We start from the raw sequence: 14,164 nt of genomic DNA, 5'->3' as shown, positions 1-14,164 counted from the left end.
ACTCCTTTCGTGATTCAGGCGGATGGGCCCAATCCCCGGTAAAAAAGAGCCTTGTTGGGGACAGGCGGTTTGAAGCTGGGAACTCAGGCGTTGAAGACGTACTTGTCCAGTCGCTCGAAGGCCTCCTTCACACGGGAGAGGGGCAGAGCCAGGTTCAGACGGATATGGCAGGGGCCGTGGAACATCCGGCCGTCCTGCCAGATGACGCCGCACTCCAGGCCGGCCTTCTCCACGTCGTCGATGGTCTTGCCGTGAACCTCACACCACTTGGAGCAGTCCAGGAACAGCATGTAAGTGCCCTGGGGCTTGGAGACCTCCACGCCCTCGAAGTGCTTGGCGATGTAGTCACAGGCGTAGTCGATGTTGCCGGTGACGGTCTCGCACAGCTCGTCGCACCACTCGTAGCCCTCGGGCTTGTAGGCCCCGATGAGTGCGTGGAGGGACAAGACGTTCATGTCGTTGTAGTGGGGCAGAGAGGACTCCTTGTCCATCCGCTCCCGGATCCACTGGTTGTAGACGATATGGTAGGAGCCAACCAGGCCAGCCAGATTGAAGGTCTTGGAGGGAGCGTAGATGGCAGCGGTGCGCATCCGGGCGTCCTCGCTGACGGACTGGGTGGGCACGTGCTTGTGGCCGGTGAGGATAATATCGGACCAGATCTCGTCGGAGACCACGAACACGTCGTGCTTCTTGAACAGCTCCATGGCCTTCTCCACTTCCCACTTCTCCCACACGCGGCCACAGGGGTTGTGGGGGGAACAGAAGACGGTGGCGTGGATCTTGTTCTCCACGATGCGCTTCTCCATGTCCTCAAAGTCCATGCGCCAGACGCCCTCGGCGTCCTTGACCAGGGGAGAGAGGACCATGTTATAGCCGTTGTTGGTGAGGGCACTGGTGAAGCCGATGTAGGTGGGGGTGTGCAGCAGCACGTTGTCACCCTTGGAGCAGAACACGTTCAGGGCGCTGATCACGCCGCCCAGGACGCCGTTTTCATAGCCGATGTGCTCCCGCTTCAGGCCGGTGACCCCGTTGCGGGTCTCGTGCCACTGGATAATGGAGTCGAAGTACTCCTCGGTGGGCTGGAAGTAGCCGAAGGCCGGATGCTGGGCCCGCTCGATGATGGCCTGGGGGATGGTAGGGCAGGTAGGGAAGTTCATGTCGGCCACCCACATAGGGATGGTGTCCAGGCCATCCTTGATCTGTACGTCCGCCAAGGGCTTCATAACGAAGTTGCCCGCGGCATCCGGCTGGGGGACCACGTCGACGGCGATGGCGTCCTTGCCATGGCGGTCCATGATAGAGGTGAAATCGTACTTCATTGTAATTGTAATCGGTCCTTTCTGATTTTACATCCTTTATTTACTATACTATATTTCCACGGATAAGGGAAGCCGGTCCAAAGGAACCGACTTCCCTTATCCGAGGGAAAACGAAGAGACTCAGACAGCCTTGGCGGCCTTGGCCTCCCGCAACTCCTCGGCCTCCTCGGCCGCGGTGGCGGCCAGGGCGGCGGCCGCGATCCGCTCGCGTTTGGCTAGCAGATCTTCCTTCTTCACAGCGCCGGTTCTGAGCCGCAACTGCGCCAGGCCCATCATGACCACCAGCAGCACCACACAGAAGACCATGGAGCCCACGCTCAGATCCTTAAACAGGTAGTAGGATACAGCCAACGCACACACCGTGCCGATGATGCACAGGCAGTTGAAGATGGGGGTAGGCATATGCAGGGTGGCCTTTTTCCACTGCTCGGGATACCGCTTGACCAGCTTGATCATGGAGATATTCATATAGGCGTTCATAACCATGGAGATGATCATGAGCAGGGAGATCAGCGCGTCCACGGACAGGCCGGTGAACAGCGGCACAATAGAGAACACCAGGAAAAAGCCCATCATCATGTAGGGGTAGCCGCTACTCGTGGTCTTCGCGAAGATCTTGGGCAGCCAGCCATCCTCGGCCACGGCCAGCAGGGGGTAGCGCAGCATGGTCATGCCGGAGGCCAGGGAGGACATGATGGCGCAGCAGGCGGCGCCCAGAATAAAGATGTTAAACATCGTGGGGCTAAAGATGGTCTGGGCCACCAGGGACAAGTTTTCCCCCGCGACCTGCTCCACGGGGAGCACGCCGGCGGCAACAATGGACATCAGCGCATACACCACGGCGACGGTCAGGCAGATGAGCAGAATTCCGATGGGAATCGTCTTGCGGGGCTTTTTGGTGGCAGGCATGACCGAGACAGGGGCCATGGTGGTGCCCTGGCAGGCAAAGGACATCATGGCGATGGCGCCGATCAGGCCGCCAAAGCCGCCGGAAAAAAACTGGCCGTCAGCGTTAGAGAAATACCCGGGCTGCACTTGGGGAAGGCCCGCGGCCAAGAATACGACAATGGAAATCAGCAGTGAGGCGGTGATAATCGTGGTAATGGTAGCCATTGCCTTAGTGCCCTTAATGGATATGGCAAAGAAAATCACTATCAGCAGGGCCGCGATCCAAAGCTGATATTCCGCCAAGCCTGTGAAGACTGAGACGAAGTAACTGGCAAAGGCCAGGCCGTAGGAAGCCATTCCAAGGCCGTTGACAATGGTGGCCAGAGCGGAAAAGCCCGTCATGGTGGGCCCCATCAGCATGGCCTTCATATCATAATCGCCGCCGGGGAGGACGAACATGGAGCTCATGATGGGGTGGAACAGGTAAGCCAGCAGCATGTACAGACAGCCCACGGAGACCGCCAAAACGATGGAGCGGCCGGTATAGGCGATGCCGAAGCCCATCATCACGAAAATGCCCGATCCGATGGCGCCGCCCACACCCAGGCTGAAGATATTGAACAGCCCTAGTTTCTTTTTCTCAGCTTGCATTTTGTTTCCTCCTCAAAGGTTTCCCGATTTTTACTCTTATTCATAAAAGCGGGCCCGCTTCTACTTCCCGACGGTTTGGAAGGAGTATCGTGTTCCGCATGCGGAACACGATGGAAAGGCTAGCCTTTCCATCGTCCAATTAATCACCTCAATCTTTAATATACTTAATTATGAAGTATATTCATCATAACATTTTATTGGGATACGTCAAGGAGTTTTTTGTGCTTTTTCTACAATTCATGCGCATCGCACAAAATAGGTTTTTTCTTTTTGTCGGATTTGCACATCATCCATTTACAGAAAAACAGGGCCGGACAGCTTCTGCTGTCCGGCCCTGCTCCCTTTGATCGAATCACTCGTTCCGGCTGGCCTCCGACTTTAAAAACCGCTCCCGGCTGCGGCGCACGTCGCCCTGATAGGCCTCGTTGATCTTCCGCTGGACCATCACGTGATGCTCCAGCTCCTCGCTGGAAAATCCCGCAAGCAGCCCGAAGGTCTCGGCCTGGCAGTAGCGGTTGAACTCCAGGTGGTCCTCATAAACCTTTTGCCCGCTCTCCGTGAGCTTCAGGTTGAACTGTCGATTGTTGTCCCGGTTCCGGGTCTGCTCCACCCAGCCCTTCTCCTTCAGCTTGCGCACGATCTGGGAACAGGCGCTGGGGGTCTTTTTCAAAATGTTGCCCAGGTCGGTAATGGTGATGCCGGGATAGGCGGCAATGAGGTCGATGATATGCCCCTCCGCCTGATAGAGGATGTTCTCTCCATAGTGGTGGGGCAGAGAATCATACTCGCACATCAGATCATACGCTTCGTCCTGGGCCGTCCATAGCTGCCGCAGCAGTTCCTCTCTTTTATCTCCCATATTCGGCCCTCCTCCTTTTTTTATTATTATAGATTATTATAGACAGCTTCTTCTACCTTCGCAAGTCGAAAGTCTCAATTGAATGCATTTATATTTTCGGCTCTGCTGTAGTAGGCGTGGAACTCTCGGATCGCCTTTGCTCCGCACGCCTTATCTCCAAGGATATTGTTTCTCTCAATGTTGAACTGGCTGAGCAAAGAAACGGCATGAACGGAATCATGGTCGTTGCCGGAACTGAGCATGAAAGCCAATGGATTGCTTAAGCCATCCACCAAAGTAATGCGTACTGAATAAAGCCAAAAGTCTTAAACCCCAAGGCTTTCAAGGCCCATTGGCTTTGTTCCGGTGCAGGGTTTCTTGGTAAATGAGCCAGAAAACCTTGCACCTTCCGCCGGAACAATACGGCGCTCCAGCAGAAATACGCAGTGGCCGCACGAATAAACCGCTTGGCGGTTCCTTCCGTAGACACTATTCAAATTTTTAATTCATAAACAAAATGCGTCCAACGCCAGGCGCATAGAACGAGCGCCCGCCGGTCTCGCTCCGGCGGGCGCTCGCTGTGGGTATTCAGGCGGTGCAGCCCCGCTCCTCCAGGACCTTCCCCTCGATTTGGGCCAGACTGCGCTCCGACAGGCAGCACAGGCAGTTGACGGCGTCGGCCCGGGCCGTCTCGCTGTCCACCTCCAGGTATTCGGTAAAATAGGCCTTCAGCAGGGCGCAGGCGGTATAGAGGCGGTTGGCCTCCCGGATGCCCCGCTCCGTCAGCCGGACCTTGCCGTAGTATCGCTTCTCTGCCAGCCCCTCGGCAGACAGCACGCCCAGCATGTGGACCACGCTGGCCGGCGTCACCTCCAGGCGGCGGGAAATGTCCACCGAGCGCACCGCGGTGCCATCGTCGCTGAGCTCATAGATGGTCAGCAGATAGCGGATCGCGGCCTGCGAAATTCCCATGTGCCCGTTCCTCCCCGGCCTCGGGCCCGCTCAGGCGGAGGCCAGGCGTGCGCCCAGCGCCCGGCAGGACTCCAGCCCCGCCTCGTCGGGGGCCTCGTTGACGATCAGCCCCTCGCCGCAGAGGACGGCGCCGGCCTTCTCGGTCCGCTCCTGCCACTCCCGCATCCACTGTCCGTCGCCCCAGCCGTAAGAGCCGAACAGGGCCACCTTCTTCCCGGACAGCTTGCCCTCCAGAGCGGTGAAGAAGGGCTCGAACTCCCCCTCCTCCAGCACCTCGGCCCCCATAGCGGGGCAGCCCAAGGCCAGCTTGTCATAGGCCGCCGCCGCGTCGGCGCTGATCTCAGAGACGGTCAGCAGCTCCGCCTCCGCCCCGGCGCCCTTGGCCCCGTCCGCCACGGCCTGGGCCATGGCGCCGGTATTGCCCGTTCCGGTCCAATAAATCACTGCCAGCTTACTCATAATGGAAACCTCCTGTTGATAGAATGTAAGGGTTGCTCTGATCTCACGCCGCCAGCGTCCCGGAGACGCCGAACAGTTGTGAAAGCGTCATGCCGGCTCTCAGCCGGGCCAGGAGACTGTCCCGGCAGCGGTCGAAGCGCCGAAACTGCCGCCGGGCCTCCTCCACGTCGTGGTAGACCTTCCAGTACCCGCACAGCTTGCACCCCGCGCCGCCCCGTGCCTGAAACGCCCGCACATCCTCGGCGGGGTAGCCCAGAAACAGGCCGATCTCATGGGGAAAGCCGCCCGCCGCCGTCAGCCGCCGCCGCAGGTACGCCAGCCGCCCGGACAGGGGCCCCTCCGCCGGGTAGCCCGCCTGGACCAGCAGGCGGTCCACCTCCGGCCGGGCCAGATGCCGCTCCAGCAGGGCGGGTCGGTAGACCAACAGCAGGAACCGGCGGTCGCAGCGGCACAGCAGCTCGAACCGGATGCCCCGCCCCTCCAGAGCGGCGCGATAGCCCTCCACCATGGACGCCAGCCCCGGATACTGCTCCGCCGCCAGAGAAATGAGGCAGGCGGACTTCAGTCCCACCAGCGCCGGGGAGCAGTGATAGACCACCGTCTCCTCAAAGCGCGCAGATCCCATGCTCACCCTCCCTTGGTTAGTTTCTGCTAACTCTGATGCAAAAGAAAAAGGCGCCCGCCCTTTTCCTGGTTAGCTTTTGCTAACCGGTATGGATAAGATACCACATCTGCCCTCGGTTGTCAAATCTTTTTTCTCCCGCCCGGCCTTTTTTCAGTTCCGCTTCTGGCCGTTCCGGAGAATATGGGCCCGGATGCAGTCGAAGGTCTCGGCGCTGATGTCGTGCTCCATGCGGCAGGCGTCCTCCCGGGCCACCTCGGGGTCCACGCCCAGAGCGGTCAGCCACTCGGTGAGCAGGCGGTGGCGCTCGTAGATGCGCTCGGCGATCTCCCGCCCGGCGTCGGTCAGCCCCAGCCAGCCCTCCGGGTCCATGGTGATGTAGCCGTTTTCCCGCAGGCGGCTCATGGCCCGGCTGATGCTGGGCTTGCTGTAGTTCATGTGGTGTACCACGTCGATGGACCGGACCATGCCGTTCTTCTCCTTCAGCACCAGAATGGCCTCCAGATAGTCCTCGACCGACTCGTTGATGGTCAAGTGTCACCCGCTCCTTTCTGCCATGGGGTCTGTGCGTTATTGTACCACGGAATACCGCCGGGCACAAGCCGCATCTCCCACCGGCCTACGGCAGGGTGTCCGCCCGCTTGAGGAAGAACTCGATGAAGTACCGGCTGGCGATGGGCAGGATATCGGGGTCCTTCATCACCAGCGACACCCGGCGGATGACGGGCGGCACGGTGGGGAGCTGCACGATGCGGAAGTTCATCTTTCTGAGGGCCAGCTCGGGCAGGATGCTGACTCCCACATTGGCCTCCACCATGGAGCAGATGGAAAAGTTGTCGTGCATCCGCAGCTCCACCCGTGGCTCCAGTCCCAGGGTGCGGAAGGCCTCCAGAGGCTCGCTGAGGCACCCCTCCTCCAGCAGCAGGAAGGTCTCCTTGGCCAACTGCTCCAGGGTGACCCACGGCTGGGCGGCCAGAGGGTGGTCGGGGTGGAGAATAGCCTTGTGCCCTCCGCTGGTGACAAAAATGGTGTGCAGGCCGCGGACACTCTCCGCGTCCGGGTTGACGAAGCCGAAGTCGATCTCCCCCGCCCGGACCCAGGCCGGGATGGTGGTGTAGTCCCCCTGGTGCAGCAGAAAGTGGACCTTGGGGTACAGGGTCTGAAAGTCCTTGATGAGCCCGGGCAGCCACTGGCTGGAGACGCTGGACAGGGTGCCGATCCGGATCAGGCCGCCGTTCAGGCCCTTCAGCTCCCGGGTCTTTTCCAGCATGGCGTTGTAGTGGTTGACCGTCCTCTGGATGTATGGAAGGAGGGCCTCTCCCTCCGGGGTCAGCTTGATGCCGTTGCGGGAGCGGTAGAGCAGCTTCAGCGACAGCTCTGACTCCAGCGACTGCACCATCTGGCTCACCGCCGACTGGGAATACCCCATGGCTTCGGCCGCCTTGGTAAAGCTGCCGATCTCCAAAATTTTCAGCAGGGCAAAATACCGTTCCAATCCGGTCCCCCATTTCATAAGTTACGCTTATTTTTACATTAGGAAAATTGGCTTTCATTATTTATGTTCATAGTATATACTCGCGTTGAGGAAAAGGCAAGGAGGTATGATCGTTTTAGACAAAGGACAGCGGGGTCCAGGGGGCTTGGGGAGCCGTCTGTCCGCCACCCCGCTATCCCGCCCCGCATCCCCCGGCTGTATCTGTGAAGGGTGGCGCTGAACACAGTGCGGGCCTGCCACAATCATTGGAAAGAAGGATGGAACATGAGCTTTGATTATTTGATCGCACTGATTACCATCGCCTGGCTGATCATAGGCTTTGTCGTTTTGAAGCTGCCGGGCCACATCTGCTGTCCCATCGGTTTGGCCATCACCATCGTGCTGGCCCTGTTCAACTGGCATATGCCCGTGGTCAGCGCTCTGACCGCCGCCCTGGAGGGCGTGGCCATGGCCGTCTGGCCCATCGGCATCATCGTCATCGCCGCTATTTTCGTCTATAACCTGTCAGTCAAAACTGGCGGCATGGATACCATCAAGACTACCCTGACCGCCATCTCCGCCGACCGCCGTATCCAGGTCCTCATCATCGCATGGGGCTTTGGCGGTTTCTTGGAGGGCGCCTCCGGCTTTGGCACCTCCGTGGCCATCCCCGCCGCCATCCTGGTGGGCCTGGGCTTTAATCCCATCCAGTCCTGCATCATCTGTCTGCTGTCCAACGTCCCCGTAGCGGAGCTGGGCGCCATCGGCATCCCCGTCATCACCGGCGCCAGCCTGACCAATCTCAACGCCACCACCGTCAGCGGCTTTGCTGTTCTGCAGCTCTTCGTGCTGATCGTGGTCTGCCCCATCTTTATGGTGCGCTTGGCGGGCAAGCTCAAGGGCGTGTGGGCCACCACCCTGGTTTCCGGCCTGGCCTTTGCCGTTCCGGCCTATCTTATCGGCGCCTTTGTCGGCCCCGAGCTGAGCACCCTGGTGGGCGCCATCGGCTCTCTGGTGGCCACCTTCGCCATGGCTAAAACCGTCAACAAGACCACGGATAAGGAATACTACATGGACGGCGCCGACGCCGCCCGTGAAAAAATGAAGCAGCTCTCCACCGCCGATATGGTCAAGGCGTGGAGCCCCTTCCTCCTCATGTTCGTCTCCATGCTGCTCACCTCCAAGCTGTTCCCCGCCATCAACGCCCCCCTGTCCGCCATCAAGAGCGCCGTGCCCATCTACATTAACGCCGCCGGTGAGCGGACGGCCATGTATACTTTCTCCTGGATCAACACCCCCGGCGTGCTGATTTTCCTGTCCGGCGTCATCGGCGGCCTCATCCAGGGCGCCTCGATTTCCGATATGGCAGGCGTGTTGGGCGCCTCCCTGAAGCAGATGTTTAAGTCCATCATCACCATCGTCTCCATTATCGCCATCGCCAAGGTCATGGGCTATGCCGGCATGGTGGCCGATATCGCCACCGGCATGGTGGCCCTCACCGGCTCTCTGTATCCCCTGTTCGCCCCCATCATCGGCGGCATCGGTACCTTTATCACCGGCAGCGTCACCTCCTCCTGCACCCTGTTCAGCGCCCTGCAGGCACAGACCGCCTCCACACTGGGGCTGAGCCAGGAGTGGCTGGTGGCCGCCAACGCCGCCGGTGCTACAGTAGGCAAGGTCATCTCGCCCCAGTCCATCGCCATGGCCGCTGCGGCCACCGGCTGCGTGGGCTCCGACGGCATCATCATTCGGAAGGCCATCGTCTACTGCGCCATCTTCCTGGTCTTCCTGTGCGTCTTCTCTTACGCCGGCGTCTATTGGTTCAGCATCGGCTGACCCGATCTCACTCTGTTCGGCCACGCCATCCAGCCTGGCCAGCAGACGGAGCCATGCAACTGCTTATTAAAGGAGGAATACCATGCAAATCGCGTACGGAACCAGCGGGATACCCTGGGTGCGGAGCCTGGAGGGCGTGGAGGTTCTGGAGTCCGGGATCGGCGAGCTGAAGGCGACGAAGAGCGAGGACGAGCTGGTGCTGGAGGCCATGGCCAAGCCCATCGACTCTCCCAAGCTGTCCGAGCTGGCCAAGGGCAAAAAGACCTGCACCATCATCATCAGCGACCATACCCGTCCGGTGCCCAGCAAGCACATCATCCCCTTCATGCTCGCCGAGCTGCGGCAGGGCAGCCCCGATATCGACATCACCCTGCTGGTGGCCACCGGCTTCCACCGCCCCACCAGCAAGGACGAGCTCATCCAAAAGCTGGGCGAAAAGATCGTGGCGGAGGAGAAGATCGTCATCCATGACAGCCAGGACCCGGCCAGCAACGTGGAGATCGGCGTGCTGCCCTCCGGGGCCCGGCTGGTCATCGACAAGGTGGCGGCCGAGACCGAGCTGCTGGTCAGCGAGGGCTTTATCGAGCCCCACTTCTTCGCCGGCTTCTCCGGCGGCCGCAAGAGCGTGCTGCCCGGCGTGTGCGATCAGGTGACGGTGCTGGGCAACCACTGCGCCAAGTTCATCGCCTCCGACTGCGCCCGCACCGGCGTGCTGAAGGGCAACCCCCTGCACATCGACATGGTGGACGCCGCCCGGCAGGCCAAGCTGGCCTACATCGTCAACGTCATCATCGACGAGGACAAGAAGGTAGTCGCCGCCTTTGCCGGCAACTACGTCAAGGCCCATGAGACTGGCTGTGCGTTCCTGAAGGGCTACTGCCGGGTGAAGCCCCAGAAGCGGGGCGACGTGGTCATCACCTCCAACGGCGGCGCGCCCCTGGATCAGAACATGTACCAGAGCGTCAAGGGCCTGACCGCCGCCGAGTCCGCCGCCGCTCCCGGCGCCGTGCTCATCATCTGCTCCCGCTGCAACGACGGCACCGGCGGCGAGGGCTTCTACCGGGCTCTGAAGGACTGTGAATCCCCGGAGAAGCTCCAGGAGGAGACCCTCAAGATCCCCATGGAGCAGACCAACCCCGACCAGTGGGAGTACCAGATCCTGGTGCGCATGATGTGCAAGCACCATATCATCTTCGTCTCCGACCCCTCCGCCAGGCAGTTTGTGGAGGACATGAAGCTGGAGTACGCCCCCGACCTGGAGACTGCTCTGGACCGGGCCTACGCCCTCAAGGGCAAGGACGCCCACACCGTGGTCATCCCCAACGGCATCTCCGTCATCGTGGAGGAGTAAAGACGCCGACCGTTGAAAAATACGTTAGGAGGAATCCATATGGCAACCTACAATCCAGTCACCCCTGAAATCATCGAAGAGCTGAAGAAGATCTCCGGCGACCGCGTCGTCGTGGGCGCGGACGTCAACCCCGACTACTCCCGCGACGAGATGCCCATCTACGGCACCAAGATGCCCGACGTCTCCATTGATGTGCTGAGCACCGAAGAGGTCTCCGCCATCATGAAGGTCTGCTATGACAACAACATCCCCGTGACCTGCCGCGGCGCCGGCACCGGCCTGGTGGGTGCCTGTACCCCCATCGCCGGCGGTGTGGTGCTGTGCACCATGCGCATGAAGCAGATCCTGGAATATGATACCGACAACTTTGTCGTCCGGGTCCAGCCCGGCGTGCTGCTCAACGACCTGGCTGAGGACGCCCTGAAGCAGGGCCTGCTGTATCCCCCCGATCCCGGCGAGAAGTTTGCCACGCTGGGCGGCAACGTCTCCACCAACGCCGGCGGCATGCGGGCCGTCAAGTACGGCGCCACCCGCGACTATGTCCGGGCCATGACCGTGGTCCTGCCCACCGGCGAGATCGTCAAGATGGGCGCCACCGTCTCCAAGACCTCCTCCGGCTACTCCCTGCTCAACCTCATCATCGGCTCCGAGGGCACCCTCGGCATCATCACCGAGCTGACCCTCAAGCTCATCCCCGCCCCCAAGCAGACCGTCAGCCTCATCTGCCCCTTCGAGGACCTGGCCACCTGCATCTCCACCGTGCCCCTGTTCAAGAAGGCCCACATGGACCCCCAGGCTCTGGAGTTCTTTGAGCGAGAGATCCTCATCTCCTCCGAGGAGTATCTGGGCAAGGCCGTGTTCCCCCGCAACATCGGCGGGCAGGACGTGGGCGCCTATCTGCTGGTGACCTTCGACGCCAACACCCAGGACGCCATCGACGCCCTGGTGGAGCAGGCCGCCGAGCTGGTGGTCGAGGCCGGCGCCATGGACGTCCTGGTGGCCGACACCCCCGCCAAGATGAAGGACGCCTGGGCCGCCCGCTCCTCCTTCCTGGAGGGCATCGAGGAGCAGACCAAGCTGCTGGACGAGTGCGACGTGGTCGTCCCCGTCTCCAAGATCGCCGACTTCGTGCTCTACATCAAGGAGATCGACAAGGAGTTCGACTTTGAGGTCAAGATGTTCGGCCACGCCGGCGACGGCAACCTGCACGTTTACACCTGCTCCGTGGACATGGAGATGGACGCCTTCGTCAAGCAGGTGGACCAGTTCATGCGCAAGCTCTACGCCAAGACCACCGAGCTGGGCGGCCAGATCTCCGGCGAGCACGGCATCGGCATGGGCAAGGTGGAGTACCTGGCCGAGTCCGTGGGGCCCGTCAATATGCGCCTCATGGAGGAGATCAAGAAGGTCTTCGATCCCAAGATGATCCTCAACCCCGGAAAGGTCTGCTACACCCTCTGATTGCTCCTATTAATAACCGCCCCCGGGCTTTAAGCAGGTGTTTGTAAAACAGGTTTAGGCCGAAATTACGAAATGAGCATCTGTCAGACGGGGATTGGCTAATGAAAAAGGCACCATATTCAGCTTTTGCTGGATATGGTGCCTTTTTATCTATTTCCTCTTTTTCTTACCCTTGCTGGCTGATGGGACTTTTCATGTGTTTGGACCCGCTTGAGAATGTCAATCAGGGTGACGAATGGCTCCTTTCCAGCGGGAAGCCGTACATGAAAAATCAACGCTCTGCGGCAAACTAATATCGCCGTCCGGCGAAACCATTTTACCACAGAGCGCACAGGAAAACAGGAGGAAATTGTAAATATGAAGCTGAAAAAGTCAGAAACCTACCGAAACGAAATCAAGTCCGATATCGTCCGCGCCGGAAGGACCATGACGGAGGTGGTGGACTCCCTCTCCGACGAATACGGCTGGAGCCGCAGCGTCCCCAACCTCTCCGGCAGGCTCAAGCGCGGTTCGCTCCGCTCTGGCGAGGCCGCAGAACTGGCCGACGCACTGGACTGCGATCTTGCATGGCAAAAGAGGGGACAATCATGACCGAGAATAAAACCTACGGCTATATCCGCGTTTCCAGCACCGACCAGAACGAGGAGCGGCAGCTAGTGGCCATGCGGGCGGCGCAGGTGCCGGAAAAGAATGTCTATATGGACAAGCAGTCTGGCAAAGATTTTGACCGCCCGCAGTACAAAAGGCTCGTCAAAAAAATGAGGCCGGGCGACCTGCTCTACATTTTGAGCATCGACCGGCTGGGACGCAACTATGAGGAGATTCAAAACCAATGGCGCATCCTCACCAAGGAAAAAGGCATCGACATCGCGGTGCTGGATATGCCGCTGCTGGACACCCGGCAGGGCAAGGACCTCATGGGGACCTTTATTGCCGACCTTGTGCTGCAGATCCTGTCCTTTGTGGCGCAGTCGGAGCGCGAGAACATCCGCAAACGGCAGGCGGAGGGCATCGCGGCGGCAAAAGCGAAGGGCGTCCGCTTCGGCAGGCCGCCCGTGGCCGCGCCGGAGGATTTTGGGAAAATCGTCGCGTCGTGGGAGCGCGGGCGCATTCCCTTTTCCGAAGCGCTCAGCCAAAGCGGGCTGGCGCAAGCGACCTTTTACCGCAGGCTGCGGGAGTACCGGCTGGCAAACATGCCGGGGAAATAACAGTAGCTACCGCAAGGTGTACCTTTTGATAGCCACTTATACATAAGAAATCATAGCACAACCCCAGCTCAAGAGCAAGCATTTCCGTCATTTTTCTTGACAGAGTCTGCAACCTTTTCCTAATTACGCCCCAAAAGAGCAAGTGTCAAAAGGTACACATTTTGCCACTTGAACCCATGGAAACATCTGCTGGAAAACGGCAGCCTCGCGGGAAAGGTGGTGATGGGCATATATGAATGTGAATGCGGCAACGCCGCTTAAGGAGCGTCGAAACAAAAACCGCCCGCCAGGAGGCTTTCTCGCAAATTATAGAGGGCTCTCCCAAAACTGCGGCGTCGCCAGAGAGCGCATATGAAATACCCGCTATTTTAACGATGAGGAGGAAAAAAATGAAGAAGAGAATAACTAAACTGATGAGTACGCTGCTGTGCTGCGTGATGTTGCTGGGACTTTTCCCCACCGCAGCATTTGCGGGCGCTATCAGAGGTGGTGACCAGCCCGGTGAAACGGCTCCCGACGCGCCTGCCGCAACCGATCTCCCCACCGCCTATACCGTTCAGTGCGTCACCGAGGGCGCCGGACATACTGCGGTGTCCGTCTATCAGATCGCGGATACCGCTTCCATCGGCACGGTGTCCCAGAGCGGCGACAGCTATGTCTGCCCCATCACTGTGTCCACCTCGAAATATGCGGATGCATATTCTGAGAAAGTCGGCGAGAAGCACTCCGCCGTTGATGATTCGATCTCCTTTAATATGACTTGGAACGGCACCCGTTGGGATGCCCCGTTGGCAACCTCCTTGCCCGCCATCGACGTGGAGTGCGAGTACGGCGTCACCTACAGCTATGACAACAGCGTTCCCGCCGAGGTCATGGCCACCCTGCCCACCAACAGCTACACCTACTCCGTCGGCCAGAAGGTCACGACGGCGGCAAAGCCTGAGGACGTCACGGTTGGCGATTACATCTGGAAGTTCCAGACCTGGCAGCTAAACGGCGTCGATGTTGCCCCCAACACCCAGATCGAGATGGTCCAGGGCGGCCTGACCTTCACTGGCGTCTGGACCCGCGAGGCTGTGAAGCCC

15 protein-coding genes are annotated in these 14,164 nt (G+C 59.8%); 7 read left to right on the top strand and 8 right to left on the bottom strand.

Annotation, left to right across the window (positions count from 1 at the left end; translation table 11 throughout):
• Positions 1-83 precede the first annotated feature (83 nt).
• The 8 genes from BN2154_RS04825 to BN2154_RS04790 form a co-directional block, all read right to left on the bottom strand.
• A complete protein-coding gene (locus tag BN2154_RS04825) occupies positions 84-1,319 on the bottom strand; it encodes a MalY/PatB family protein (RefSeq protein ID WP_050617747.1) in 1,236 nt (411 codons plus the stop codon).
• A 120-nt stretch (positions 1,320-1,439) separates the two neighbouring features.
• Positions 1,440-2,858: an APC family permease gene (locus tag BN2154_RS04820; protein WP_050617746.1), complete on the bottom strand. Its 1,419-nt coding sequence runs from the start codon at positions 2,856-2,858 to the stop codon at positions 1,440-1,442.
• A gap of 352 nt (positions 2,859-3,210) precedes the next feature.
• Entirely contained in the window at positions 3,211-3,717 is a 507-nt protein-coding gene (locus BN2154_RS04815; RefSeq protein ID WP_050617745.1) for a MarR family winged helix-turn-helix transcriptional regulator, read from the bottom strand.
• A 567-nt stretch (positions 3,718-4,284) separates the two neighbouring features.
• Positions 4,285-4,668 carry a metal-dependent transcriptional regulator gene (locus BN2154_RS04810; RefSeq protein WP_050617744.1) on the bottom strand — a complete coding sequence of 128 codons (384 nt, stop codon included), beginning with the start codon at positions 4,666-4,668 and terminating at the stop codon, positions 4,285-4,287.
• Positions 4,669-4,698: 30 nt separating this feature from the next.
• Positions 4,699-5,127: a flavodoxin gene (locus BN2154_RS04805; protein ID WP_050617743.1), complete on the bottom strand. Its 429-nt coding sequence runs from the start codon at positions 5,125-5,127 to the stop codon at positions 4,699-4,701.
• A gap of 43 nt (positions 5,128-5,170) precedes the next feature.
• Positions 5,171-5,752 (bottom strand): DUF3793 family protein, encoded by a 582-nt coding sequence (locus BN2154_RS04800; protein ID WP_050617742.1) that lies wholly within the window; start codon positions 5,750-5,752, stop codon positions 5,171-5,173.
• 150 nt (positions 5,753-5,902) lie between these two features.
• Positions 5,903-6,283 carry a metal-dependent transcriptional regulator gene (locus BN2154_RS04795; RefSeq protein WP_050617741.1) on the bottom strand — a complete coding sequence of 127 codons (381 nt, stop codon included), beginning with the start codon at positions 6,281-6,283 and terminating at the stop codon, positions 5,903-5,905.
• Positions 6,284-6,368: 85 nt separating this feature from the next.
• Positions 6,369-7,244: a LysR substrate-binding domain-containing protein gene (locus BN2154_RS04790; RefSeq protein WP_050617740.1), complete on the bottom strand. Its 876-nt coding sequence runs from the start codon at positions 7,242-7,244 to the stop codon at positions 6,369-6,371.
• A gap of 264 nt (positions 7,245-7,508) precedes the next feature.
• Here BN2154_RS04790 and BN2154_RS04785 point away from each other — a divergent pair, with 264 nt between their 5' ends.
• From BN2154_RS04785 to BN2154_RS15995, 7 genes are all read left to right on the top strand, one after another.
• Positions 7,509-9,059 (top strand): L-lactate permease, encoded by a 1,551-nt coding sequence (locus BN2154_RS04785; RefSeq protein WP_050617739.1) that lies wholly within the window; start codon positions 7,509-7,511, stop codon positions 9,057-9,059.
• A gap of 82 nt (positions 9,060-9,141) precedes the next feature.
• Positions 9,142-10,410, top strand: a complete 1,269-nt coding sequence (gene larA, locus BN2154_RS04780; protein WP_050617738.1) for a nickel-dependent lactate racemase — start codon at positions 9,142-9,144, stop codon at positions 10,408-10,410.
• Between the two features lie 39 nt (positions 10,411-10,449).
• On the top strand, positions 10,450-11,871 hold the full coding sequence (locus BN2154_RS04775) for an FAD-binding oxidoreductase (protein WP_050617737.1): 1,422 nt from the start codon (positions 10,450-10,452) through the stop codon (positions 11,869-11,871).
• A 101-nt stretch (positions 11,872-11,972) separates the two neighbouring features.
• Positions 11,973-12,164 (top strand): hypothetical protein, encoded by a 192-nt coding sequence (locus BN2154_RS15715; protein ID WP_154666642.1) that lies wholly within the window; start codon positions 11,973-11,975, stop codon positions 12,162-12,164.
• Positions 12,165-12,228: 64 nt separating this feature from the next.
• On the top strand, positions 12,229-12,462 hold the full coding sequence (locus BN2154_RS04770) for a hypothetical protein (protein ID WP_050617736.1): 234 nt from the start codon (positions 12,229-12,231) through the stop codon (positions 12,460-12,462).
• Positions 12,459-13,079 carry a recombinase family protein gene (locus BN2154_RS04765; RefSeq protein ID WP_050617735.1) on the top strand — a complete coding sequence of 207 codons (621 nt, stop codon included), beginning with the start codon at positions 12,459-12,461 and terminating at the stop codon, positions 13,077-13,079. The genes BN2154_RS04770 and BN2154_RS04765 overlap by 4 nt, the downstream gene beginning before the upstream one ends.
• A 389-nt stretch (positions 13,080-13,468) precedes the next feature.
• The coding region (locus tag BN2154_RS15995; RefSeq protein WP_195892312.1) for an SHIRT domain-containing protein at positions 13,469-14,164 on the top strand (696 nt) is incomplete at its 3' end.

Source organism: Intestinimonas massiliensis (ex Afouda et al. 2020), from assembly GCF_001244995.1.
GTDB lineage: Bacteria > Bacillota > Clostridia > Oscillospirales > Oscillospiraceae > Intestinimonas > Intestinimonas massiliensis.
This window is presented reverse-complemented; position numbering and strand designations above follow the sequence as displayed.

Bases quoted from the DNA above. Each gene is read 5' to 3' on its own strand.
- BN2154_RS15715 (WP_154666642.1), top strand. From the start codon at position 11,973: ATGAAAAAGGCACCATATTCAGCTTTTGCTGGATATGGTGCCTTTTTA.
- BN2154_RS04820 (WP_050617746.1), bottom strand. From the start codon at position 2,858: ATGCAAGCTGAGAAAAAGAAACTAGGGCTGTTCAATATCTTCAGCCTG.
- BN2154_RS04810 (WP_050617744.1), bottom strand. From the start codon at position 4,668: ATGGGAATTTCGCAGGCCGCGATCCGCTATCTGCTGACCATCTATGAG.
- BN2154_RS04785 (WP_050617739.1), top strand. From the start codon at position 7,509: ATGAGCTTTGATTATTTGATCGCACTGATTACCATCGCCTGGCTGATC.
- BN2154_RS04805 (WP_050617743.1), bottom strand. From the start codon at position 5,127: ATGAGTAAGCTGGCAGTGATTTATTGGACCGGAACGGGCAATACCGGC.
- larA (WP_050617738.1), top strand. From the start codon at position 9,142: ATGCAAATCGCGTACGGAACCAGCGGGATACCCTGGGTGCGGAGCCTG.
- BN2154_RS04770 (WP_050617736.1), top strand. From the start codon at position 12,229: ATGAAGCTGAAAAAGTCAGAAACCTACCGAAACGAAATCAAGTCCGAT.
- BN2154_RS04765 (WP_050617735.1), top strand. From the start codon at position 12,459: ATGACCGAGAATAAAACCTACGGCTATATCCGCGTTTCCAGCACCGAC.
- BN2154_RS04800 (WP_050617742.1), bottom strand. From the start codon at position 5,752: ATGGGATCTGCGCGCTTTGAGGAGACGGTGGTCTATCACTGCTCCCCG.
- BN2154_RS04815 (WP_050617745.1), bottom strand. From the start codon at position 3,717: ATGGGAGATAAAAGAGAGGAACTGCTGCGGCAGCTATGGACGGCCCAG.
- BN2154_RS04825 (WP_050617747.1), bottom strand. From the start codon at position 1,319: ATGAAGTACGATTTCACCTCTATCATGGACCGCCATGGCAAGGACGCC.
- BN2154_RS04775 (WP_050617737.1), top strand. From the start codon at position 10,450: ATGGCAACCTACAATCCAGTCACCCCTGAAATCATCGAAGAGCTGAAG.